This window comes from Streptomyces sp. P9-2B-2, assembly GCF_030406865.1.
GTDB classification, from domain to species: domain Bacteria; phylum Actinomycetota; class Actinomycetes; order Streptomycetales; family Streptomycetaceae; genus Streptomyces; species Streptomyces platensis.
This window is the reverse complement of the sequence record NZ_CP129126.1, coordinates 836,985-860,066: the sequence shown is the minus strand read 5'-3', so window position 1 is coordinate 860,066 and position 23,082 is coordinate 836,985. Positions and strand designations below refer to the sequence as shown.

The 23,082-nt window shown below is 72.6% G+C and carries 16 protein-coding genes; 2 read left to right on the top strand and 14 right to left on the bottom strand.

Annotation, left to right across the window (positions count from 1 at the left end):
• Positions 1–170 precede the first annotated feature (170 nt).
• From QT196_RS03855 to QT196_RS03810, 10 genes are all read right to left on the bottom strand, one after another.
• Positions 171–3,584: an SAV_2336 N-terminal domain-related protein gene (locus QT196_RS03855; RefSeq protein WP_290354337.1), complete on the bottom strand. Its 3,414-nt coding sequence runs from the start codon at positions 3,582–3,584 to the stop codon at positions 171–173.
• 3 nt (positions 3,585–3,587) lie between these two features.
• Positions 3,588–4,541, bottom strand: a complete 954-nt coding sequence (locus tag QT196_RS03850; protein WP_168477537.1) for a MoxR family ATPase — start codon at positions 4,539–4,541, stop codon at positions 3,588–3,590.
• Positions 4,538–6,676: a trypsin-like peptidase domain-containing protein gene (locus QT196_RS03845; RefSeq protein ID WP_168477535.1), complete on the bottom strand. Its 2,139-nt coding sequence runs from the start codon at positions 6,674–6,676 to the stop codon at positions 4,538–4,540. Before QT196_RS03845 ends, QT196_RS03850 begins: the two co-directional genes overlap by 4 nt.
• Complete coding sequence (locus tag QT196_RS03840) at positions 6,676–7,056, bottom strand: CU044_2847 family protein (protein WP_168477533.1); 381 nt, start codon at positions 7,054–7,056, stop codon at positions 6,676–6,678. The genes QT196_RS03845 and QT196_RS03840 overlap by 1 nt, the downstream gene beginning before the upstream one ends.
• Positions 7,057–7,131: 75 nt before the next feature.
• Positions 7,132–8,796, bottom strand: coding sequence for a BBE domain-containing protein (locus tag QT196_RS03835; protein WP_290354335.1), 1,665 nt, complete (start codon positions 8,794–8,796; stop codon positions 7,132–7,134).
• A gap of 185 nt (positions 8,797–8,981) precedes the next feature.
• Positions 8,982–10,010 carry a zinc-dependent alcohol dehydrogenase family protein gene (locus tag QT196_RS03830; RefSeq protein ID WP_290354334.1) on the bottom strand — a complete coding sequence of 343 codons (1,029 nt, stop codon included), beginning with the start codon at positions 10,008–10,010 and terminating at the stop codon, positions 8,982–8,984.
• Positions 10,011–10,137: 127 nt separating this feature from the next.
• Positions 10,138–10,368 carry a hypothetical protein gene (locus tag QT196_RS03825; RefSeq protein ID WP_168477527.1) on the bottom strand — a complete coding sequence of 77 codons (231 nt, stop codon included), beginning with the start codon at positions 10,366–10,368 and terminating at the stop codon, positions 10,138–10,140.
• Positions 10,369–10,470: 102 nt separating this feature from the next.
• Positions 10,471–10,908, bottom strand: coding sequence for a hypothetical protein (locus QT196_RS03820; protein WP_290354333.1), 438 nt, complete (start codon positions 10,906–10,908; stop codon positions 10,471–10,473).
• Positions 10,909–11,085: 177 nt separating this feature from the next.
• On the bottom strand, positions 11,086–12,066 hold the full coding sequence (locus QT196_RS03815) for a hypothetical protein (RefSeq protein WP_290354332.1): 981 nt from the start codon (positions 12,064–12,066) through the stop codon (positions 11,086–11,088).
• Between the two features lie 132 nt (positions 12,067–12,198).
• Positions 12,199–13,662: an amino acid permease gene (locus tag QT196_RS03810; RefSeq protein ID WP_290354331.1), complete on the bottom strand. Its 1,464-nt coding sequence runs from the start codon at positions 13,660–13,662 to the stop codon at positions 12,199–12,201.
• A 776-nt stretch (positions 13,663–14,438) separates the two neighbouring features.
• Between QT196_RS03810 and QT196_RS03805 the strand changes: the two genes are divergently transcribed.
• Complete coding sequence (locus QT196_RS03805; RefSeq protein ID WP_266734945.1) at positions 14,439–15,797, top strand: NAD-binding protein; 1,359 nt, start codon at positions 14,439–14,441, stop codon at positions 15,795–15,797.
• A gap of 57 nt (positions 15,798–15,854) precedes the next feature.
• Here QT196_RS03805 and QT196_RS03800 read toward each other — a convergent pair whose 3' ends face one another.
• Both QT196_RS03800 and QT196_RS03795 read right to left on the bottom strand, forming a co-directional pair.
• Positions 15,855–18,329, bottom strand: coding sequence for a SpoIIE family protein phosphatase (locus QT196_RS03800; RefSeq protein ID WP_290354330.1), 2,475 nt, complete (start codon positions 18,327–18,329; stop codon positions 15,855–15,857).
• A gap of 188 nt (positions 18,330–18,517) precedes the next feature.
• Positions 18,518–20,149 (bottom strand): helix-turn-helix domain-containing protein, encoded by a 1,632-nt coding sequence (locus tag QT196_RS03795; RefSeq protein WP_290354329.1) that lies wholly within the window; start codon positions 20,147–20,149, stop codon positions 18,518–18,520.
• 320 nt (positions 20,150–20,469) lie between these two features.
• Between QT196_RS03795 and QT196_RS03790 the strand changes: the two genes are divergently transcribed.
• On the top strand, positions 20,470–21,432 hold the full coding sequence (locus tag QT196_RS03790; protein ID WP_168481483.1) for an IS481 family transposase: 963 nt from the start codon (positions 20,470–20,472) through the stop codon (positions 21,430–21,432).
• Here QT196_RS03790 and QT196_RS03785 read toward each other — a convergent pair.
• Together QT196_RS03785 and QT196_RS03780 are read right to left on the bottom strand one after the other, a co-directional pair.
• A complete protein-coding gene (locus QT196_RS03785; RefSeq protein ID WP_248001567.1) occupies positions 21,429–22,628 on the bottom strand; it encodes an acyltransferase family protein in 1,200 nt (399 codons plus the stop codon). The genes QT196_RS03790 and QT196_RS03785 overlap by 4 nt on opposite strands.
• A complete protein-coding gene (locus tag QT196_RS03780) occupies positions 22,628–22,807 on the bottom strand; it encodes a hypothetical protein (protein ID WP_266734951.1) in 180 nt (59 codons plus the stop codon). Before QT196_RS03780 ends, QT196_RS03785 begins: the two co-directional genes overlap by 1 nt.
• Positions 22,808–23,082: the final 275 nt, after the last annotated feature.

Here is a 23,082-nt window from a genome sequence, read left to right as displayed (position 1 = left end):
CCTGCACCGCCTCCGTACGCCGGAAGCCGTCGTCATAAGCCACGGTCGCCGTATCCGCCCTCGGGGGCCAGGGCGTCCGCCCCGCCACCGCCTCATCGGATATGTCGTGAATTACCGTCTTCCCTCCATGGTGCGGCACGCAGGGAGCCGGGAGCTAGTCGGCGCGGCGGTCACGGTGTGTGATCGGGGAAGTCCTCCGCCAGCAGCGCGGCGAGGTCGAGGAACGCGTCCTGCGTACGGGACCGCAGCCGGGCGAGATCGATGTCCCGCTGGCTGTCGAGGCGGTAGTCGAAGGGGAGGAAGACCATCCCGCCCGGATGGCCGCGGAACTGTTCGGCGAAGTCGTCACGCCGGGCCGGCCGGTCCGGCCCGGGAAGGCCGGTGACCGCGAGGACGGCACGCTCCGCCAGCTCCGGGTAGCCGCGCTGCGCGAGACGGGTCAGCAGCGCCTGGGTCTGCCCCATACCGCGCTCGGTCATCCGGGCCACGACGACCAGACGGTGCGTCATCGAAAGGGCGGTGTCGGTGACGCTCTCCGTCCGCAGATGCGCCCAGTCCGCGAGGACGACGGAGAAGTGCCGGCTCAGCAGCTCCATCAGCCGGCGGTACTCCTCCTCGTACACCGGAACCGGCGTGGTCCGGCCCAGGCCGTGGGTGAGCGCACGCAGCCCTGACGGGCCGTCCACGGTGTGGCGCAGCACCGCCTCGTAGCTGTCGACCGCGGGCAGCGTACGGAGCAGATTGTGGCGCAGACCGGCGGTGCCGCCGCGGTTCAGCCGGGCGGCCAGCTCACCGACCGCGTGGCCGGCGTCGAGCGCGATCACCCGCCCGCCGCGCGCCGCGGCCAGCAGCGAGCCCAGGGCGACCGTGACGGTGCTCCGGCCGACCTCACCGTCGACGCCGACGACGGTGGTCCGGTAGCTGAACCGCAGGCGGGCCCGGATCAGTTCCAGCTTCCGCTGCTGCTCCGGCCCCAGCCGCCGCCGTCCCAGCCGGGGCGCCGGAGCGCCGCCCCGCGACGGCCCGGCCGCCGCCGGGTCGGGTGCCGCGGTGCCGTCGTCGAGCGGGATCTGCGGCCCCGGACGGAACGAGTAGTGCGCGGCGCTCCGGGTGCGGTCCGTGCCACCGGACTCGCCACCGCCCGTCCGCAGCTCCGTCGCCATCGGCACGTAACGGGCGAACGCCTCGGCGACCTCACCGGCGGTCGGACGGCGGCCCGGGTCCTCGGACAGACACGCCTTGACGATCTCGCGCAACGGCCGCCAGGTGTCGCCCTGCCACAGCGCCATGTCCCCGCTCTCCGCGGACACCGGGACATGGTGCTTGTCCCCGAGCCGGCGCAGGATCTGGCCCAGGGACTCGACGTTGTCCGCCATCGTGGGGACGGCCTCCGCCCCGCGGGCCCGGAACTCCCCGTCGATGCCGCACCGGCCCAGCCCGGTCAGCATCAGGGAGCGCCCGACGACATGCACGCTCTGCGGCGTCAGTTCGGGCAGCACCAGCCCCTTGAGGTGGCAGAGGTTGACGGCGCTCGCCAGATGCCATCCGTAGGCGATGGACAGCAGGGTGTCGCGGCGCAGCTGGGAGCCGGTGGCGGCCCGCAGCAGGCTGCTGAGCTGCGGCGGCGGCCCGCCCTGGTCCTGCCCGGACGGCCGGTAGAGCTGCATGGCCAGCCACGGCGGCTCATCGCGCGGGCCCGTCGCCAGCAGCAGCGGCGCATACTGCCCGGCCATCCGGCCCAGCGCCTCCGCCTCCGTGGCGAGCATCGCTGCCGCCTCGTCCGGCGCGCCCGGCCTGATCACCCGGACCGCGGCCTCCTTGCCGTGCCGATCACGGCCCAGGTACACGAGCGAACGCGCGCCGGGCTGCCGGCCGTGCAGGGTGTACGGGCCCAGCCGCCGCGGATCGCGCGAGGTGAGGGGGCGCCAGCCGTCCGGGCCCGCGGGCTCCGTGTCGTCGTCCGGTGGCGCCACCTGTACGGAGGCGCCGAGCCGGGCCATCAGCCGCCGCTCCACGGACGAGAAGGCGCGCGAGCCGGCCGGGAGGTGATCCATCCCGTCCGGATGGGCGAGCCAGGCGGGGAAGTCCGGGGAGCGCCCGGCCAGTTGCTCCAGACGGCGGCCGATGTGCCGCCCGGTGCGCAGGAGTTCGGGGGTGGACACCGCGTCCAGGAGCGCCGACTTGGCTCCCTCGGGGAAGTCGAAGATCCGGTGCTGGTCCCGCAGCGGACCGGCCACCGGCGCCTCGACGGGGTGCATCAGCCCGCCCAGGAACACCTCGGCCAGATGGGCGGTGTCCGCGGACCACGGCACCGCGGACTGCACCAGCCGCATCACCGGCACGGAAGCGGGCGCCACCGCCGCGATATGCGCGGCGAGCCGGTATGCCTCGGGCGAGGCCGCCGCGCGGAAGTGCCGCACGGAGTCCGTACCGTCGCCGGACGGAACGACGGGGCGTCCGGCCGGGGCGTGCAGCAGCGGGAGCTGGACCGTGCCGCCGGTCGAGGCGAGCAGCCGGGACCAGGCCGAGACGGGGCCCGCGGAGGTCTCCAGCACCGGCACCGGCAGCCCGTGGAACGGCGCGAGGTCGGCAGGCAGGACCGGATCGCTGACGCTCCACGAGGCCCCGGCGGCGCCCCGCCGGCGCGTCGTCACCCGCCAGCGGCCGGCCTGGATGCCGGAGCCGCTCCACAACCGCGGCGGCAGCGCGTGCAGCACCGCCACCGGTCCGTTCGCCGCCCAGCGCCCCAGCACCCGGTGCATCCGGCCGTCCCGCCAGGCGGCCCCCATCCCATCGCTCAGCAGCAGGATCAGGGTCTGGCCCGACGGGTCGGCGAGCACCGCCGGCGGCAGCGAGGTGGTGTCCGGGTCGAACGGGCGGCCGCGCAGCAACGGGGCATCGGGCCCGCGGGTGTCCAGCCCGTGCACATGGACCATGCGGAACGCCCCGACCCGCTGCATCATCGTCCGCCACTCGACGGCGAGCCGCCGCCACAGCAGCATCGACATCCCGTCGTCCACCACGAGCGCGAGGTCGAGCCAGCGTTCGTGCCCGGGACGCAGCACGACATCGGGCAGCCCGCTCTCGGCCAGTGCGGCCGCCGTCGCCGCCTCGTCGAACTCCTGGATACGGGTGGTGGCCCGGCGCTGGCGCAGCGGGCGCAGGGCGCGGCCGATGCCCAGCTCGCCGAGGAGCGCCTTGTTCTCCGGGACCCGCAGCGGGATCGCCGCACTCGTCTTCGGCGGCAGCGGGAACTCCCGCCGGGGCGGCCGCGGCGCCGTCCCGGTCTCCGGTGCGGCGTGCAGATCGCCGCCGAGGTCGTCCAGCGGCAGGACGTCCGGGGGCTCCGCTTCCGCCAGGGCACTGTCGTCCGGCGGGGGCGGCGGCGGTGGCTCCGGGCACGGCTCACCGGCCACCGACCGGTGCCCGGGGCCCAACGCCCGTGCGAGCGGCGCCGATTGCGGCCCGGTCGGCAGTCGTCCGGCCAGCCAGAGCGCGTCGAGCAGGGAGTGCCGGTCCAGCTCGACACCGGCCCCCGCGAAGACCGCGAGCACCTCCCGGAGCCGGTCCGTTCCCCCTGTCATCGCTCAGACGGTCCCGCCGAGTTGGTGGAGCACGGCGTCCAGCAGCCCGTCGGCGTCCAGATCGACGCCGCCGGCGCGCAGGAAGACGGCGTTGAGCAGCTGGTCGGTGGCGAGTTCGCCCGGACCGCGGCGCTGGAGGAACGACCGGAGCAGATCCTCGACGCCGTCCAGCGAGCCGTCGCCGAGGTGGGCCGCCACGATGGCGCGCAGCCGCTCCTCGTCGGGAGTGGGCAGATCCAGCCGGATACAGCGGCGCAGGAACGCCGGGGGGAAGTCCCGCTCCCCGTTGCTCGTGATCACCACGACCGGGAATTCGGTGCACAGCACCTTGCCCCGCTCCACCGTGACCGGGTCCTGGGAGTCGGCCGCCAGCACCTGGATCACCGACTGCGCCTCGGGCAGCCTGGCCAGCTCCGGGATCTCGAAGACGCCCTCCTCGAACACGGTCAGCAGATCGTTGGGCAGATCGACGTCCCCCTTGTCGAGCTCGTCGACGAGCAGCACCCGCGGCCGCGGGCCCGGTACCAGCGCCGTGCCCAGCGGGCCCAGGCGGACGAAGCTGCCGATGGAGGGCTCGGCCTCCCCGCGGTCCCGGCTGAGGGTGGTCTCCCGCAGCCGCCCGATGGCGTCGTAGCGGTACAGGGCGTCCTGGACGTGGGCCCGGCTGTTCACCGGCCAGCGCAGCACCTCACCGAGGTCGAGCTCATGGGCGACCGCCCGGGCGAGCGAGGACTTGCCGGTGCCGGCCGGGCCGGTGACCAGGAGCGGCCTGCGCAGATGCAGCGCGGCATTGACCACGTCGGCGTGCTCCGGAGCGATCAGATACGGCAGCGGCCCGGCGGCGCCGCGCCGCGAGCCGCCGAACCGGCGCCAGGGCGGGGCCTGCGGCAGGGTGACCCGGCGCTGGGTGCCGTCTCCCTGGAACAGCCGCCAGTCGGTGGCCGGTTCGGCGTTCATAAGAGCTCCGTGGGTTCGGAAAGCTGGAGTTCGGGCAGCGCACGGTCGGGATCGGCCCAGGCGAGAACGGGCCGGCCCGGATGGTCGGCGGGACGGTGCAGGGTCTTGGCGCGGTAGGAACGGACCTGCTCGGGCAGCGCACGGGCCGGGGCGTCCGAGACCTGCTGGACGGCATGCGAGACCTCGTGCGCCGGACCGCGGTCCCACAGCACGACGGGAACGCCCATGGCCAGACACACCTGGATGATCTCCATCCGGGCCCGTGCGGACACCTCGACCGATACCCGGGCGGCATCGCGGCGGTCGAGCAACTTGCCGTACACCTCGCGCACTCCGGTGGACGGACCGGTGATGCGGAGGGGGCCGGAGGATTCCAGATGTTCCCAGCGGTGGCGCCAGTCGGTGAGAAAACGCTCATTGCGGCGCAGGAGTTCCGGGCAGTGCACCACCAGGGCGTACTCCGCACCCAGCACCCCCGGGATCAGCCCGTCCGCGTCCGCGAACTCCCACTCGTCCACGGGGAGTTCGAGGCAGTCACGGTCGAGGAGGACCTCGACGACCGGCCGGACGCCCTCGGGAGCGGACCGGCAGAGCCGTTCCAGGAGTTCCAGCACCGCCCCGGCGGTCTCGGCCGCGCTGTACCGGCGGCCGGTCTCGGTCGGCGCCCGGTGCGGGCCCATCCCGTCATCGCTCCACAGGCGCAGATGGAAGGCGTCCGTACCGGCCTTGACCAGATGCACCAGCAGCCTCGGTGGACGGGTGCGCCGGCGCCGCCCGAGAGCCCATTCGTCCGCGTCGGCACGGCGCTCCCGCAGCGAGGACGCGGGGAGGCCGAGCCGGGCGGCGACACCGTCGGCCCACAGCCGCAGCCGGGCCCGCTCCGGGGCGGGACACAGCACCGCCACATATTCGACCGCCCGCAGCAGGCCGGGCACCCGCAGTTCGCCCGGGCCGGAACGGCTGTCGCCGGAGAGCTGCTCCAGCCTCCCCAGCAGCGCGGGAAACCCGGCGTCACAGGGGAGTTCGGCGACCAGCGGCAGTGCGGCCCGTACGGCCTCCGGCAGCAGGTCCACCAGCTCTTCCGGCAGCCCGGTCAGCAGGGCCACTAGCCGGTCGTGCTCCCGCGGCGACAGCAGCCGGGGCACCGCGGAAAGCTTCCCCGCCGCGATCAGCGCGGTCACGGCTCCCGGGTCCCTGGAACGCAGCGCCTCCGTCAGCGCGGCCAGCGCCCGCTCCTCGGTCACCAGGATCCGCGCGAACTCCTCCGGAGACGGGGCGGACCCGTCCGTGGGGTGCCCGAGACCGCAGCGTTCGGCGACCGCCCTGGCGTAGTCGGCCCGGAACATCGGCGCGGGCAGCACATTCGCCAGCAGATCGGCGAGGACGGCCTGCGCGGGATCGTCGTCGCACACCGGCCGGTCGAGCAGGGCCCCGGCACCGGCCGCCCGCAGCTCCGCCTCGATCCGCTGCCACGGGATGCCCCAACTGCGGCGGGTGACATGCCGGGAATCGTAACCCTGGTCGGCGGGCGGCAGCATGCAGGCGGCGACGAGTCCCACGACCGCGCCCTCGGCCTCCGACCACAGCGGGCCGCCGCTGTAGGCGGGCCCGATCGCCATCCCGGACAGCGCGCCGTCCAGGTAACCGACCCGGCTGTCACAGGTCTTCACCCGGACATCGGCGTACGAGCCGCTCAGCGCGCTGCCGTGCCAGGCGCGCACGGACTGGCCCACCCGCATCCGCCGGAACTCCGGCGGAGCCGGGCAGCACAACGCGGCGCCGACCCTGAGGACCGCCAGATCGCCCGCCCACTCCAGCTCGCCGCGGCCCGGCGGACCGTCGCCTCCGTCGAGCCGCCGCGGCGGGATCCAGTGGACGGTCTGCGCTTCGTGCAGCTGCGCACCGGACGGGCCGTGGGTCTGCACCCGCAGCGTGAGCCCCTCAGGCCGGCTGTCGTCGAAGAGCTCCTTCCCGAGCGCGTCATTGACCACATGGGCGCAGGTGAGCAGGTGATGGGGCGTCAGTACCACGGCAGCGCCCGCCGCTTTGCCGTCCCCGGCATCCAGCACCGACGCCACCCGGAACCGGGGATCCGCCGGATCGTCGTTGCCCGATACGGCGCGGAACCAGCCCACTACTCCGCCCGCTGGGGCTGCCAGGTCGCCGTGATCGTCAGACTCGCATGGCCGTTGGCCCCGACGATGCCGAACTTGAGGTCCTGGCCGACCTGCACCCCGAACTGCACCGACATCTCACTCGGCGGGCGTTCGGAGGCGGTGACCGCGTCGTGGATCTCCTGGAGCAGGGGCCCGAGCGGACGCAGCGTCGTCCGCATCGCCGCGACGGCACCGGCTCCGGCCGCCGCCCCGCCACGGGCCACCGGCACGGTCGGGCCCATGCCGTCCGGCAGGTCGGCCTCCGGGGACTGCGCCGGGGGTGCGGCCGCGGCCACCGGGGCCAGTTCGAGACGAACCGACGTTCCGTCGGCGAGGCTGAATTCCGAGAATTGGGGCACCCCTCCATTGTGCCGATCGGCCGTGCTCACGGCAGCGGAACGGAAGGAACATCCCCGCGGACCGCCGTGGCGCGGTCAGCGGGTGTACGGCTGGATGGACTGGGCGTGACGGAACACATTGCGCGGGTCCCAGTGCTCCTTGACCGCTTGTAGGCGCGCGTAGTTGTCGCCGTAGTACAGGCGGTGCGAGGACTCGCCGGAACGGTTCCACTCGGGGTCGTCGAGGTCGGTGTCGGGGTAGTTGATGTAGCACCCGTCGGTCACCGGCTCCGGCTGTCCGCCCGCCGGGGCGTCGGCCGGCGCCAGGATCGGCACTCCACCGGTGTCCTGGTAGACGTCGCGGTAGAACTCACGGATCCAGCGCAGATGCGGCGCCGCGATCGCGGGGTCGATCTCGGCGTCGAGATAGTCGGTGACATCGTCGTGGTTGGCGTCCTGATCCCAGCTCCAGTACGTCTGGTACTGGAGCTTGAGTACGGAACTGCGTTGGTAGACCGCGGTGGCACCGCTGTCGGGGAGGTTGATCGCGCCGCCGTACGAGTCGACCTGGAGCAGCGCCTGCGGGTTGTCGTAGTCCTCGGTCGACAAGTGGCGGTAGATGGCGTCGAGTTGCGCTTCGGTGAAACCGCGCCGCATGTACGCCGACTTGTACTTGCCGCACTGGTTGTCGCCGGAGCCGTTGAGCGTCTGGGTGGCGGTGAGCCAGGGCAGCCGGGTCGGCACCACCAGGCCGCACATGGGGGCGTGTTCACCCATCCGCCGGTCCAAGGGGGTGGGCTCGACGTCCAGATCCTGGGTGATCCAGTCGAGGAAGGCGTTCAGCCGCTCCACGCTGTCCGGCCTGGTGGCGTCGAGCTGGGTGATCAGACCGACCTTGCCGTTGGCGCGCTGGTTCAGCTTCAGCAGGGTGAACATATCGCTGTAGTCGCCGCGGAGGGACGCCGGGAGCCGGGTGGTGTTCTCGTACTCGAAGAACAGCCCGTAGTTGCGCACCAGCGACTTCAGGCGCTCCGGGCGCTCCAGCAACTCCTCCCACGGCCACGCCACGGCGTGCAGCAGGACCTGGGAGGGGGGCTCGGGCAGGCCCTTGAACCAATACCGGGTGACCACACCGAAGTTCCCGCCGCCCCCGCCGGTGTGGGCCCACCACAGCTCGCGCAGTTCCGGTTCGGGCGAGTCGCGGCGCGCGATCACGACCTCCGCATGCTGCCCGTCGCGGACCACGACGACCTCCACCGCGTAGAGATAGTCGACGGTCAGCCCGTGCTGCCGGGACAGCAGTCCGTAGCCTCCGCCGACCACATGGCCGCCGGTGCCGACGGAGTAGCAGGAGCCGCCGGGCAGCGCCACTCCGAACGGTGCGTAGAGGTGCGTGGCGACATGCCAGTTGTTCGCCCCCGACTCCACGCAGTACGCGCCCATTTCCTGGTCCAGGTAGGCCCGGTCCAGCTGCCCCATGTCGACGATCACGCCCACGTCCTTGCCGCAGACGAAGTTCTCGTAGCAGTGGCCGCCCGAGCGGACCGTGAGCCGCCGGTGGAGATCCTCGTCGGCACGGTGACTCGCTAGATACTTGTTGACCGCGGCGACGACCTCACCCGTCGAGCTGACGACTGACACATAGTCAGGTGTCGCGATGAAGCGCTGGTTGAACCCTCTCCGCAGGGCCTCGTAGCGGGCGTCGCCCCGGCCCACCTCGATCCCGCACTCGACTCCGGCCTGGATCTGCTCGACGGCCATGTGGCTCCTCTCGTCCTCACGCTCGAACCCGCGAACCGACAGCATTGCGTAACCGGTGACTACTATCCGTGACGATTGTGGGCGTTGCGAGTACTCGAAAGGCGTCACCTCGTGGATCGGGGTTGACGCCCGCCGTAGGTGCGCACGGCCTGGTGGCCGCCTCGTCTCCGCCGCCTCGCCTCCGGTCAGCCCGGCGTCAGCACGGCCGCCCCGTGCACGCGGTCCGCGGCCAGATCCGCGAGCGCCTCCGGGGCGCGGCTCAACGGGTAGCGGCTGACGGTGACCTGGATGCCGATCCGCGCCGCGGTCGCCAGGAACTCACGGCCGTCCTCCCGGGTATTGGAGGTCACGCTGCACAGGTTCCGCTCGTAGAAGAGATGGCGCTGGTACGTGAGCGGCGGGATGTCGGTGAGATGGATCCCGGCCACGGCGAGGGTTCCGGAGCGGTCCAGCGCCTCCAGTGCCACCGGCACCAGGTCGCCCACCGGCGCGAAGAGAATCGCCGAGTCCAGCGGTTCGGGCGGCCGGTCGTAGGCGTCGCCGGCCGAGGACGCGCCCAGTTCCAGGGCGAGTTCACGGGCCTGCCCGGACCGGGTCAGCACATGGACGGTGGCCCCTTCGGTCAGGGCGACCTGCGCGGCCAGATGCGCCGAGGCGCCGAAGCCGTAGATGCCGAGGCGGCCACCGTCGGGCAGCGCACTGCGGCGCAGCGCGCGGTAGCCGATGATCCCGGCGCACAACAACGGCGCCAGCAGCGTGGCGTCCTCGGTGTCCGGGAGCGGATAGGCGTAGTCCGCGGGCACGACGGCGGCTTCGGCGAAGCCGCCGTCGGCGTCCCATCCGGTGTACACGGAGGCCGGACACAGGTTCTCGTGGCCCGCCCGGCAGTAGCGGCAGATTCCGCAGGTACCGCGCAGCCACGCCCCGCCCACCCGGTCCCCGGCCCGGAACCGGGTCACCGCCGCGCCGGTGGCGGTCACCCGGCCGACGATCTCATGGCCCGGCACGGTCGACGGGCGGTGCGGGGCCAGGTCGCCCTCCGCCAGGTGCAGATCCGTACGGCAGACACCGCAGGCCTCCACCCTGAGCGACAGCTCATCGGGGCCCGGCGCGGGAGCCGGGCGGCGGACCGGCGTCAGCGGCCCGGAGGCAACCGGGCCGGGCTGCCGGACGGCCCACCCGGACAGGGTGTCCGGGCCTGAATCGGGGGCCATGGCTCCAGGATGGCGCCGACCGGGGGGCCGGACAAACGGTGCGCCGCCGGGGCCCGCCGCCGCCCGGCCGGGTGCGCCGCGCGGCGGCGCCCACGGGCAACGGGCCGCCGGGGGCCCGTCGCCCGGCTCAGCCGATGAGCGTGGTCAGCTTCTGCATCAGCCTGGCGAGCGGATGTCGCTTCTTGGCGGGGGGAGCGGGGGCGGCTGCGGTGTCCGGCGGTTCGACCGGCGGGGGTGCCGGGCTGTGCGAGCGCTGTGCCGGAGGCTGGTCCGTGGGGGGCTTCGCGGGCTTGGTGCGGTTGCGTGCGGCCTCGGCGCGGACGAGCGCGCCAAGAGCGGCAAAGACGTCGAGGGGCATGCCGGATCTCCTGCGGTGGTGGTCCCGAGAGCTGATGACGGCAGGCCGCAGTCGCCCCGGGCCCCGGTGCGGGGAGGGGTGGGTGGATGCGGCCGGGCTCGCTCAGCAGCGCAGGATGGCCACGCGCTTCGGCGATGCGGGGGCGGCGGCGGTGACGACAGCCGTGGCGGAGGCGTTCTCCGACGCGCCAATGGTCTCCTCGACGAGGGCGTCCCCGAGCGCTTTGCCTCCGGCGCCCGTGGGGATCTGATGGCGGAGATGGCAGGCCGAGGCGTCGCATTTGTGCCGGACGCCGCTGCCCGGATGCTTCCCGTCGCCCTCGGTGGACGCCAGCACCGGGCCTGCCGGAAGACAGGGCCGTCCGGCCGGGACGGTCACGGCGGGCGGGCCGCTCTGGAGACGGCAACCGGCCTCGGTCAGCAGGGCTTCGGGGCAGCCGGTGGTGAGTGCGGAGTGGAGCAGGGCCAGTAACGCGAGCAACACCAGCACGCGCCGGCCGCCAGTTGCCGCGGAGCGGCCGGTGCTGACGGTGTGGCGCATGCGAATCTCCCAACCCTCTTCCAGGAGGGGATCCCCTGGAAGGGGTGAGGGCACGCCAGATAGGCCGCAAGAGCCGACAAAACCACCCGTTCCGGCTATCTGCCCGCAACACGCGCACCGTGCTTCGTACGCATGTCCGCTCTGCCCGTGGTGGGTTGCCGGTGTCGGTGCTATCCGTCAGCGCCGTCGGCCCGTGGAACCGCCGTCGGGATCGCTCGTCGCATAGCGGCCGTGGTAGTGCGAGAACCGCTCCAGCGCGTCCCCGTCCATGCTCCACGGCCAGGGGGTCACCACGCCGCCGGTGGCCCGCAGTACGGTCCCGGCCTCGGTCGTCCGGCCGGCCTTGATCAGGGCGTACGCCAGCAGGTTGAGATCGGCCAGGGCCGCCGCGTGGGTCAGGAACCCCGGGCCCGGCCAGTAGTGCGCCGCATGGTCGAGGGCCTTGGCGGCGTCGGGCCGCCGCCAAATCTCTCCGGCGCCGACGGCCATCAGGCCGCCGCCGCCAACCGCCCGCTGGTGGCTGCTGATGAGCGCGGTGAGCTCCAGCCCGGCGGCGGGGGCGTCGGGCGGCATGGCGGCGCGGACACCGTCGAGCAGATCCAGGACCAGTGCGCTGGAGCCGCACTCGTCCGGCGACAGGTACCCCAGCGCCTGTAGGTGCGCCTCGCGGTTCCACGGGTCGCGGGCCTTGATCTCGCGCCAGATCGCCGACAGCTCCGTGGAGGGGCGCTGCTCCAGGCGGAGCGTGGCCAGGTGCAGGGTCCACGGTGTGGGGTCGGCGGGGAGCATGTCGGCCGCGAGCCGGCAGGTCTCCCGGGTCTCGTACAGATCGACGCCGGAGCCCTCCTGCCGGGCCTGCATCAGATCCGACCAGGCGTGCAGCAGCAGCGCGTTCTGGTCCTGGGGGTTGTGCTGCCGCCAGATGCCGGGCAGCGACCGCCCCGCGGCCCGGGCGAGCACCGCCAGCCGGTGGGCCTTGCGGTCCCAGTCCTGGTCCGCCTCGTTGATCACGTCCGCCATCGAGGCCATCACGGCGGTGTCGAGCGACCCGCGGGACCAGCACGTCTCGACGCGGCGCCGGACCTGTCCCAGTGTGCGGTCGTCGAGCTCGGGGACCAGGCGGGGAAGGCTGCCTTTGCGGCGTCTGAAGACGGGCATCTGTTCGGGGGGCCTTCCGTTGGTGGGTCGGACACGGAGCTGAGCAGGGGCGCTACCGGGAGTGGCGCTCAGGCGAGACTACGGGCAGGGGTATGCATAGGCATACCCCTGCCCGTATGGCAGACCGTTCGGTCAGCGGGAGGTGACGGCCTCCTTCTCGGAGGCGCCGCGGCCGAGCCGTTCGCGGACCAGGGAGACCGCGACGACCACGATGGCGAGCAGCACCGACAGCACGACCTGGATCCGGCCGCCGCCCTCACTGTCGTCGGTGAGCATGTAGACCAGCACGAACGAGATCATCGCGATCGTCGCCCAGGTCAGGTACGGGAAGAGCCACATCCGGACGACCAGCTTGTCGGGGTTCTCGCGCAGGATGATCCCGCGCATCCGCAGCTGGGAGAAGCAGATGACCAGCCAGACGAACAGCGCCACCGCGCCGGAGGAGTTCAGCAGGAACTGGAAGACCGTGGTCGGCCAGACGTAGTTGAAGCCGACCGCGATGAAGCCGAAGAGCACTGAGGCCAGGATCGCGGCCTGCGGGACGCCTCGGGAGTTCGTCCGGGCGAAGGCCTTCGGGGCGTCGCCGCGCTGGCCGAGCGAGAAGGCCATCCGGGAGGCGGTGTAGAGGCCGGAGTTGAGGCAGGAGAGCACCGCGGTCAGCACGATGACGTTCATGATCTGGCCGGCGTGCGGGATACCTATGGTGTCCAGGGCCGCGACGTACGAGCCCTTCTTGGCGATCGACGGGTCGTTCCACGGCAGCAGGGAGACCACCACGAGGATCGAGCCGAGGTAGAAGATGCCGACGCGCCAGATGACGCTCTTGGTGGCCTTGGTGACCGCGCGCTGCGGGTCCTCGGACTCACCGGCGGCGAGGGTGACGATCTCGCTGCCCATGAAGGAGAAGACGACCATCAGCACACCGGTGAGGATCGCGCTGGGGCCGTGCGGCAGGAAGCCGCCATGGGAGGTGAGGTTGGCGAAGCCGGTGGCCGCGTTGTCGGAACCGGGCAGCACCCCGAAGATCGCCAGACCGCCGATGACGATGAAGGCCGCGATGGCGACGACCTTGATGCCCGCGAACCAGAACTCGAACTCACCGAACGAGGCGACCGAGGCGAGGTTGGTGGCGGTGAGTACGACCATCACGATCAGCGCCCAGGCCCACTGCGGGACGGCCGGGACCCAGCTGGTGAGGATGGCGGCACCGGCGGTCGCCTCCACGGCGAGCACCACGACCCAGAAGAACCAGTACAGCCAGCCGATCGAGAATCCGGCCCAGCGGCCGAGCGCCCGGTCCGCGTAGGCGGAGAACGAGCCGGAGGTCGGGTTGGCGGCAGCCATCTCACCGAGCATCCGCATCACGAACACGACCAGCGCGCCGACCAGGGCGTACGACAGCAGGATGCCGGGGCCGGCCGCGGTGATGCCGGAGGCGGAACCCACGAAGAGGCCGGCGCCGATGACCCCACCAACGGCGATCATGGACAGATGGCGGTTCTTGAGGCCCGACTGAAGACCTGACTGCTGCGGAGACTGCCCGTGCCCCGGCGGAGCGGGCGGAGCGGCCACGGGGCTGGGGGGAGGTGTAGTCATCTTCGACATCCATTGAGGGTTGGAGGGGTCATGCATGTGGTGCCTGCTGGGATCGCCTCGGTACGGGGACGCACGAGAGGGCCGGGTGCAGGTGGTGGCGATCGTGGCCCTGACGATGTGCGAAGGCGCAGCGAGTGGGCCATGGCCTTCGGATGCCTGCGCGGGTGGGGGAGCGCTTCTTTGCGCCGCCGCGCTATTGCTCGTCCTCCTCGTGAGAGGTGAGCCGCATCACGTCCGGATTGGGATTTGCGTAAGCGTATGTGGCGGTGCGCGGCGGCGTATTTGTGAGAGCGGACAAATTCGCCCCCGATGGCTGTCCGTTCGGCTAATGCGGAGGGCCGGAACGAAGGGCTCGCACCCGGGGCGCACGGGGAGATCCGGAGGCGCCGGCGGCTCGCCGGGCCCGTCGCGGCGGGCAGCGGGACGGTGCTGGTGCGGACGGACAACGCCGTCGGCGGAGCCTTGGCCTACGGAACAGATGTCCTGGACCGCCCGCGCCCTAGCGTGAGTTCGGCCCTGGGGTCTGGTGACCGGCCCCGCCGCCGGCCGACGAGCAAGGGGACTCCATGGCCACCCTTCCCTCCGCCCGACAGACCCGGACCGCTCCCGCGACCACGCCCTCACCCACACCACCAGGGGTGGGCGACCGCCGCGCGTCGGAGGACGGAATGTCATGTGAACGGCGCGGTGAACCTCCGGAGGTGCGCCAGTCACAACTGGTGGACGAAGCCGGGGAAATGGTGACAAATCAGACAGAAGGGGGCGTCGGGGTCCTGGTGATAGGCGCCACAACGCTGGCCCGACGGGTCTGTGCCTCCCTGGGGGAGAGTGGCCATCCCGTCGGCCACCTTGCCGCGCCGGACGACCAGGACCTCCGCCGCGCCCTCGCCACACCGCCGGCCGCCATCGCGGTCCTGGTGGGCGACGACCTCTCCGCGCTGCGCTACGCCCTCGCCGTACGCCATGTCCGCGACTCCGTCCGGATCGTCGTCACCGTCTTCGACCGCACCGTGGCGCAGCAGCTCCGGCTGCTGCTGCCCGACTGTGTGCCGGTCTCGCCCGCGGACCTCCTGGCGCCGACGCTGGCCGGACTGTGCGTCGACCCCGACGCGCTGGCCGTGTGGCACGACGGGCAGGGCGCGGTGGCGGTCCGCCCGCAAGAGGACCGGCTGGTGGAGACGGCGTGGCGGGCGAGCCCGGCCGCCCGGCGGCAGGCGCTGCTGGGACGGCTGCGGGGACAGTTGCAGCCCCATGACGCGGATGCCCGCCTGCTGCTCATCGGGCTGCTGGGCATCGTGGCCGTACTGGTCCTGGACTGGATCTGGCTGGTGGGCGTCTTCCACAAGCCGGTCAGCACCGCGTTCCTGGAGGCCGCCCGGGTGGTGGCGGGCGTGGGTCCGGCCGCTCCGCACGCCGGCCATCCCGGGTACGAGGTGGTGTCCGGCGTGGCGATGCTGGTGACGGTGGGCTTCACCGCGCTGCTGACCGCGGGCATCGTCGACCGGCTGTTCGGCCCGCGGCTGGTCGGCGTCCTCGGACCGCGGGTGCTGCCGCGGTCCGGGCACGTCATCGTGGTGGGGCTGGGGCAGGTCGGCCTGCGGCTGTGCCAGACCCTGCGGCAGCTGGGCGTCCCGGTCGTCGGGGTCGAGCGCGAGCCCACCGCCCCGAACCTGCGGCTCGCGCGGTCGATGGGGATACCCGTGGTGCTGGCGCACGGGGAGGACCGTGCGGTGCTGGCACGGCTCGGCCTGGGGCGGGCCCGTGCGCTGGCCGCCGTCGGCTCCCATGAGCTGGACAACATCGCCGTGGCGGTCGCCGCCCACGGGGTGGCACCCGACGTCCGGGTGGTGCTGCGGGCCGGCGAGGACGAGGCGACCGCCGAGACCCGCGCGCTGCTTCCCCTCGGGCTGACCCGCGACATCGTCCGGACGAGCGCGGCCTTCGTGACCGCCCAGCTGACCGCCGAACGGGCCGGCGCGGCGCCGCGCCGCGTGGTGGCCGGCACCGACCGTGACTATGTCGAGCTGCCCGGACGCGGTCTCGTCGGCTGGCCCGTCCCGGCCGGGGACGACTGCGGCCATGTGCCGGGCGGGGGCGAGCGGGAAGGTGCCCGGAGCGCTCTCGGGGCGGGGTGAGCGCGGCGCCCCGGGGTGCCCGGGGCGCCCTGGAGGTGTCCCGCCCGCGAGCCCGGCTCAGTCCTCGTCGGCGCCGCCCGCGTCGGACGGCAGGCTCTGCTCGGTCCAGATGACCTTGCCGTTCGGGGTGTAGCGGGTGCCCCACCGCCGGGTGAGCTGCGCGACGATGAACAGTCCGCGGCCGCCCTCGTCGGTGGTCCGGGCGTGGCGCAGGCGCGGCGAGGTGCTGCTGGCGTCGGAGACCTCGCAGATCAGGACGTCCTGCCGGATCAGGCGCAGGGTGATCGGCGCGGTGGCATGGCGGATGGCGTTGGTGACCAGTTCGCTGACGATCAGCTCCGTGGTGAACAGCAGAGCGTCCATGCCCCACTCGGTCAGCTGCCGGTCGGCGAGGCCACGGGCGGTGCCGACGACGGCCGGATCGCAGGTCAGCTCCCAGGAGGCGACCTGCCGCGCGTCCAGGGCGTGGGTCCGGGCGAGGAGCAGCGCGGCGTCGTCGGACGGCGGGCCGGTCAGCAGGGTCTTGATCACATTCCCGCCGAGCTCCTTCAGCGTCTCCCCGGGCACCGCCAGGGCACCGCTCAGCCGGGACAGCCCGACCTCGATGTCCTGGTCGCGGGTCTCGATCAGCCCGTTGGTGTAGAGCGCGATCAGGCTGCCTTCAGCGGGCTCCAGCTCGACCGCCTCAAAGGGCAGCGACCCGAGGCCGAGCGGCGGTCCGGCGGGCAGGTCCGGCCAGTCCACGGCGCCGTCGGGGCCGACGATCAGGGGCGGCAGATGCCCGGCCCGCGCCATGCTGCACCGCCTGCTGACCGGGTCGTAGACGGCGTACAGACAGGTGGCGCCCATGAACGTGGAGGCCACGCTCGGGTCCCCGGTGTCCGCCGCCGGGTCGGCACCCTGCGTCTTGACCAGCTCGATGACCAAGTCGTCCAGACGGGCCAGCAGTTCATCGGGCGGCAGATCCAGATTCGCCAGCGTACGCACGGCGGTCCGCAGCCGCCCCATGGTGGCCGCGGCGTTGATGCCGTGGCCGACCACGTCCCCGACGACCAGGGCGACCCGCGCCCCGGACAGCGGGATCACATCGAACCAGTCGCCGCCCACCCCGCTCGGCGCGTCCGCCGGGAAGTACCACGACGCCACCTCCAGCGCGGACCCGCCGGTCAGCTCGTGCGGCAGCAGATTCTGCTGCATCACCCGGGCCGCGGCCCGCTCGCGGGTGAAACGGCGCGCGTTGTCGACACACACCGCGGCCCGTGTGACCAGCTCCTCGGCCAGCTGTACGTCGTCCGCCGCGAAGGGCCCCAGACGGCGGGACCGGAAGAAGGTCGCCGCGCCCAGGGTGATGCCACGGGCCTGCACCGGTGCCACCATCACCGAACGGAACCCGAATTCCCGGATGACGGCGGCCCGCACCGGGTCCTCGGTGACCCAGGCGCTGGTGGTGAGGTCCAGGACCGGCTCCACCAGCGACGCGCCCTTGAGCAGACAGCGGGCGATCGGCGACGAAGGGGACCGCTGGACGGCTTCCCCCACGGCCAGACCGGCCTCCGGGCAGCCTTCGTGGACCGACTGCTGACCGCAGCGGCGCAGGGTGGGCGTGCTGTCGACCGGCCCGGGCACCGGCTCTTCGCCCCGGAGGACCGAATCCAGCAGATCGACGGCGACGAAGTCGGCGAGCGCCGGCACCGCGACATCGGCCAGTTCCTGAGCGGTCCGGGTGACATCGAGCGTGCTGCCGATCCGGACGCTGGCGTCGTTCAGCAGGGCCAGACGCTCCTGAGCCCGCCAGCGCTCGGTGACATCGATGACCATGTACCAGAGGCCGATCCGCCGGCCCCGGGGGTCCGACAGCCCGAAGAAGGACGCCGAGTAGGCACGCTCCTGGTGTGGGTCCGCATAGGTGGGGCTGCGGAATTCGTAGTCCATCACGGGCGCCCCGGTCCGCAGAACCCGCTGCATCCGCTCCTCGAACGCCGCGGCCTCCAGCCTCGGCAGTACCTCGTGCACCCGCTTCCCGAGCCGCTGGTCCAGCGGGATCAGGCGCTCCAGCACGTCGTTCACCCAGACGTACCGCAGCTCGGTGTCGAGCACCGCCATGCCGACCGGTGCGTGTGCCAGGAACGGTTCGAGCATCAGCTGGTTCACCCCGCCGCCCGGCACCCGCCACTCCTCCATGGCGAGGACGGACCACCGCTCGGGCCCCGCGCCGTCCAGCACCGGCGTGACCTGCACCGCCAGCTGCACCTCCCGGCCGTCCCGGTGGCGCGCCGCGACCGAACCGCCCCAGCCGTCCCCGGCACGGCACCACCGCGCCACGGAGGCCACCCGCACCTCGTCGCCCGGTATCGCCAGCAGCTCCGCGGCGGGGTGGTGCAGGATCTCCGCAGCCGGATACCCGAGCAGCCGCTCCGCCGCCCGGGTCCAGGCCACGACCCGGCCGTGGCCGTCCAGCTCGGCGGTGGCCGCTTTCGCGATATCGCACGCGCGGTCCGAGCCACCCGGCAGAGCATTCTCCGCACTCATCATCGCCAGCCCGTCAGCTGAATGGAGCAGTATCGCCCAGTTTAGGAGAACTGTTGACTATCGGCGGTGCGGGGGAGGCGAGTGCCCGGATAGCGGATTCCGTGGCTCCACGGGGTCCGGGTAGCGGACCCGGCGGCACGGCCGCCCGGTCTCCGGCCGGGCCTCGCGCCACGGGTTCCGGCCGGTCCGCTTCAGTCGGCGGGCGGCAGTCGCAGCTGGAGCATGGCCAGCAGCCGCTGATCCGGGCGGCTGAGGTCGAGACCGGTCAGATCCTCGGCCCGGCGGATCCGGTAGCGCAGCGTGTTCGGGTGCACATGCAGCTCGGTGGCGGCGGCCCGTACGTCGCCGAAGGCGTTCAGATAGGTGAGCACGGTCTCGGCCAACTGCCCCTGGTTGCGGCTGTCGTGGGTGACCAGGGCGGTCAGCCGGGGGTCGCGCATCTCGGGGTGCGCCGACAGCAGCGCCAGCACCTCGCTGACGAGCACCTCCGCCTGGATGTCCGGCAGCGCGGCGACCGTGGTGGCGACCCCGACGCTCAGCATGGCGTCCAGGATCCGGTCCGCCTCCCGGCGCGACTCGGGGATCTCCCCGAGCCCCGGCACGATGCAGCCGACGGAGCCGCGCAGCGACAGGCCCAGGTGGCGGCCGGCCGCGTCGGTGATCTCCTGGCCCCAGCCGCGCAGGGTGCCGGTGTCGATGCTGCGCGGCAGCTGCGGCAGCAGCACATAGAGCCGCGCGTCGACCTGGGTGACCACGGCGCTGCGGTGCCGGGCGGCGGTGTGCACCGAGATCAGGTTGCTGACCTCGCCACGGGTCAGCTCCGGCGGGGTCGCCTCGGCCGTGCCGTACGAGAAGCCCAGGACGGCCGCCGGGCGGGCCGCGTCCAGGGCCAGATGGCTCGCCAGCGGCTGCGGCCCGGTGCTGCCCTCCAGCAGTCCGGCCGCCAGCGTCCGGGTCAGCGTCAGATCGGCGGAGAGCTCCCGGCGGCGGCGCACCAGATGCAGTGCGGCGACCCGGGCCGCGCCCAGCAGCGCCTGGTCCGCGCGCTCGGACAGCGGCGAAGATCCTTCCTGTACCCAGATGACGCCCAGCTGCCGTTCCCCGGACCGGATGGCCACCGCGAGCCGCCGGCGGATGCCCAGCTCGGGGTGGGCATCGATGTTGATCACTTCGTCGGAGGTGCGCAGCCGCTGGAACACGCCCCACTCGCGCAGCCTCGACAGATACGCCTCCGGGCCGTGCCACCCCAGGATGGACCGCCGCCGCAGGTCATCGACCTCGTCGTCGTCGGCGGAGCGGGAGTAGGCCAGCACGCGGTTGGCGGTGTCCTCGATGCTGACGATGCCGCCGGTGAGGATGGCGGTGGTCTGCGCGAGCGAGAACAGATCGCCCTCCTCGACCCCCTCGCCGGGGCCCCCCTGCGGCGCACTCTCCAGCGCCGCGCGGGCCAGCGCGTCCACCTGCTCCCAGCGCGCCTCACTCCGTACGGACAGCAGCGCGATGCCCGCCTCGACGGCGGTCGCACTGAGCGCCGCGGCCTGCCCGGGAGCGTCCAGCTTGACCGCCACGGCGGCGGCTCCGTCGCGTCCGCCGGCCCGCAGCGCGGGGAACGCCGCGCGACCCCGGGCCCCTATGGCGAGGATCAGCTCGCCGGGGTGGGCCATCGGCGGGTCCTCGGGGTCGAGCAGGGCGACGCTGCGGATCTCGACGTCCAGTCCGTCGGGCGCGGCCTGGAGCTCCACCAGGGGCTCGCCCAGCGACATCAGCAACTGGCGCAGGCTGATGCCCGTACGGGGTGGCGGTGCCGCGGAAGCTGGATCCATGATCGGCGCCTCTGGAGGGTTCGGGTGGCCGGGGCTCACCGCACTGCCGGCCCTCTCGCAGGACTTCCGATCAGGTGCTGTCACGTACTCGACCGGCCCACGAAGGAGCCACCACCGCAGATGAGCCACGCCAACAGTACTGATGCTATCCGCCGGGGCGATCGTGGCCCTGGAGCGGACAAGACACCGGACACCCCCTAGGTGTGTTGTCCCGGGACGTTGGTGACAGGCGACATGCACCGTGGTGGTGCTTGAACGGGTGAGGGCCTTCTGGGATTGGTGTGGATTGCGACATCTCCACCGGTTCTCAGGAGGCCCTCGTGTCCCACCGTAATGCCCCGCTGACCCCAACCGGCAGGCTGCGTCTGGCCCGGTGCGTCGTTGACGACGGCTGGCCGCTTCGCCGGGCCGCGGAACGCTTCCAGGTCAGCCACACCACCGCTGCCCGCTGGGCCGGCCGTTACCGACTGCACGGCCCAGCGGGCATGGACGACCGCTCCAGCCGCCCCCACCACCAGCCACGACGCACCTCCCCAGCCGTCGAGGAGCACGTTCTGCGGATGCGGCATGAACACCGCATCGGCCCACTGCGACTCGCAGGCCGCGCCGGCATCGCAGCCTCCACCGCCCACCGCATCCTCCAGCGCCACCACACACCACCCCTGGCCACGCTGGACCGGGCCACCGGCGAACCCGTCCGCCGCTACGAGCGCTCCCGCCCCGGCGAACTGGTCCACATCGACGTCAAAAAGCTCGGCCGCATCCCCGACGGCGGCGGCCACAAAGCCCTCGGCAGGGCCGCCTCCAGCCCGAACAAGGACCGCCGCAACGGCGCCGGATACGCCTACCTGCACACCGCACTCGACGACCACTCCCGCCTCGCCTACACCGAAGACCTGCCCGACGAGACAGCCCCGACCTGCGCCGCCTTCCTGACCCGCGCCACGGCATGGTTCGCCGGACAAGGCGTCTTCACCGAACGCGTGCTGACCGACAACGCCTGGGCCTACACCAAGAACACCTGGCGCCAGACCTGCCGTGACCTGGGCATCAGCCCCCGCTGGACGCGGCCCTGGCGACCCCAGACCAACGGCAAAGTCGAACGCTTCCACCGCACCCTGCTCGACGAATGGGCCTACCACCGGCCCTACACCTCAGACGCCGAGCGCCAAGCAGCGTTTCCCAACTGGCTGGACTGGTACAACTACCACCGACCCCACACCGGAATCAGCGGCCACACCCCAGCCAGCCGCGTCACCAACCTGTCCGGACAACACACCTAGGGCGACGCTTGCTTCGCCACCGTCCGCTTCCCGGCAGGGGCCGCCGCCGCACCGGTCCGGGGCTCCCTTCTGAACGCCCAGGTCATCTTCGGCTCCATCACGCAGCGGAAGACCCGCTGCACCGGCGGTGTGCACAGCAGTGTCACGACCGCTGCGGCGATGAAGGTGACGGCGATGGCACCCCACGGGGTGCGGACCCAGTCGGCGTCGTACCAGTCCCACCAGCGGGAGGCCTTGGCGAGGAAGCCGTGCAGCAGATAGCCGTAGAGCGTGCCGGCGCCCAGCGCGGTGCACCACATCCGGCGGCCCGGCACCCAGGCCAGGAAGCATGCCGTCAGCACCAGCGAGCAGCCGAACATGGCGAGCTGCATCAGCGCACCGATCCACCACGGAGCGCCCAGGTTCTCGGCGCTGTCGGTGTGGTAGAACCAGGCGTCGTTCATCCGGGGCACGGCCCAGTACGCGAAGACCAGGGCCACCGCCAGGACGGGCACCGCGGCGATCCGCACCGACCAGCGGCGTACCAGGCTGAAGTGCTCCGCCTTCAGACACATGCCGAGGACGAAGAACGGCAGGAATTGCAGCACCCGCTGGAGGTCCAGTTCGGTGCCGACGTCGGGGGACGCGGAAGCCGCGATGGCGATCACGAGGGCCAGCGGCACCGGCCAGCGCACGATCCGCCACAACGGAGCGGTGAGCCGCCAGATGAACAGGGCCGCCAGGAACCAGGTGAGGAACCACGGATCCAGCAGGCTGACCGTGAAACTCGGGATGTCACCGGCCCAGTACCGGAAGAGCGCGAAGGCCGTCTGGAAGACGACGAACGGGACGGCGACGCCGGTGATCAGCCGCTGGAGCCGGTCGCGGCGCACGTCGAAAGTGCGCGAGAAATAGCCGGAGATGACCGTGAAGGCCGGCATGTGGAAGGCGTAGACGAAGAGATACAGCGACGCCGCGCTCCGGCTGCCATGGTAGTACGGCTCCCAGGCGTGCCCGAGCGCCACCAGGACGATGGCCAGGTATTTGGCGTTGTCGAAGAACGCGTCGCGCTGTTTGGGCGGGGCGGATGCCTTGGCAGGGGTGGGCGGCGCCGGTTCGCCCGAGGCGCCGGCGGTAGGGCCCGCCGGGGTGACGGGCGGCTCGGCGGGGGCGGTCCGACCGGTGTCCTGCCGGGCGGAGGACCGGGCAGCGGGGATCACGACACGGCCTCCCAGCAGTCCGTCGGCCGCCGTGGCTCTCTTGCCGCGCTGGTGGGGGCGATGACCATGGCGATCACGGTGAGCGGCATACCGGCTCCTCGGGTGGACTGCGGGACGGGGAGGCGCCGGCGGGTGTGCCCTTCCTCCCCCTGGTCGTCTACAGTGCTGTAGACCATCGGTGAACTGTAGACGCCGGGACGCGTGGGACGCACCCCGGACCGGCACCGGAGCGGCGGCGGCACGGCTCAATGCCCGGTCGCCCGCGCCCTGTTCACCGTTGGCCACGGCTGCTTCATGCGTAGCGGATCCCGGTGGCCCGCCGCCACTCGATGCCGCAGTCGTGATCCTTCTCTCCCCGGTCATGCCCGCCGTACGGACCCGCACCGCCCTTGCGCGGCAGTCCGCTGAGCGTCGCGCTTCGGCCGGATCGCGAGCACGCCAGTACAGTCCT

What these genes read in the sequence shown, in the direction of transcription:
- QT196_RS03855 (WP_290354337.1), bottom strand. Translation starts at nt 3,584, where the DNA reads ATGACAGGGGGAACGGACCGGCTCCGGGAGGTGCTCGCGGTCTTCGCG.
- QT196_RS03850 (WP_168477537.1), bottom strand. Translation starts at nt 4,541, where the DNA reads ATGAACGCCGAACCGGCCACCGACTGGCGGCTGTTCCAGGGAGACGGC.
- QT196_RS03835 (WP_290354335.1), bottom strand. Translation starts at nt 8,796, where the DNA reads ATGGCCGTCGAGCAGATCCAGGCCGGAGTCGAGTGCGGGATCGAGGTG.
- QT196_RS03830 (WP_290354334.1), bottom strand. Translation starts at nt 10,010, where the DNA reads ATGGCCCCCGATTCAGGCCCGGACACCCTGTCCGGGTGGGCCGTCCGG.
- QT196_RS03825 (WP_168477527.1), bottom strand. Translation starts at nt 10,368, where the DNA reads ATGCCCCTCGACGTCTTTGCCGCTCTTGGCGCGCTCGTCCGCGCCGAG.
- QT196_RS03820 (WP_290354333.1), bottom strand. Translation starts at nt 10,908, where the DNA reads ATGCGCCACACCGTCAGCACCGGCCGCTCCGCGGCAACTGGCGGCCGG.
- QT196_RS03815 (WP_290354332.1), bottom strand. Translation starts at nt 12,066, where the DNA reads ATGCCCGTCTTCAGACGCCGCAAAGGCAGCCTTCCCCGCCTGGTCCCC.
- QT196_RS03810 (WP_290354331.1), bottom strand. Translation starts at nt 13,662, where the DNA reads ATGACTACACCTCCCCCCAGCCCCGTGGCCGCTCCGCCCGCTCCGCCG.
- QT196_RS03800 (WP_290354330.1), bottom strand. Translation starts at nt 18,329, where the DNA reads ATGATGAGTGCGGAGAATGCTCTGCCGGGTGGCTCGGACCGCGCGTGC.
- QT196_RS03795 (WP_290354329.1), bottom strand. Translation starts at nt 20,149, where the DNA reads ATGGATCCAGCTTCCGCGGCACCGCCACCCCGTACGGGCATCAGCCTG.
- QT196_RS03780 (WP_266734951.1), bottom strand. Translation starts at nt 22,807, where the DNA reads ATGGTCTACAGCACTGTAGACGACCAGGGGGAGGAAGGGCACACCCGC.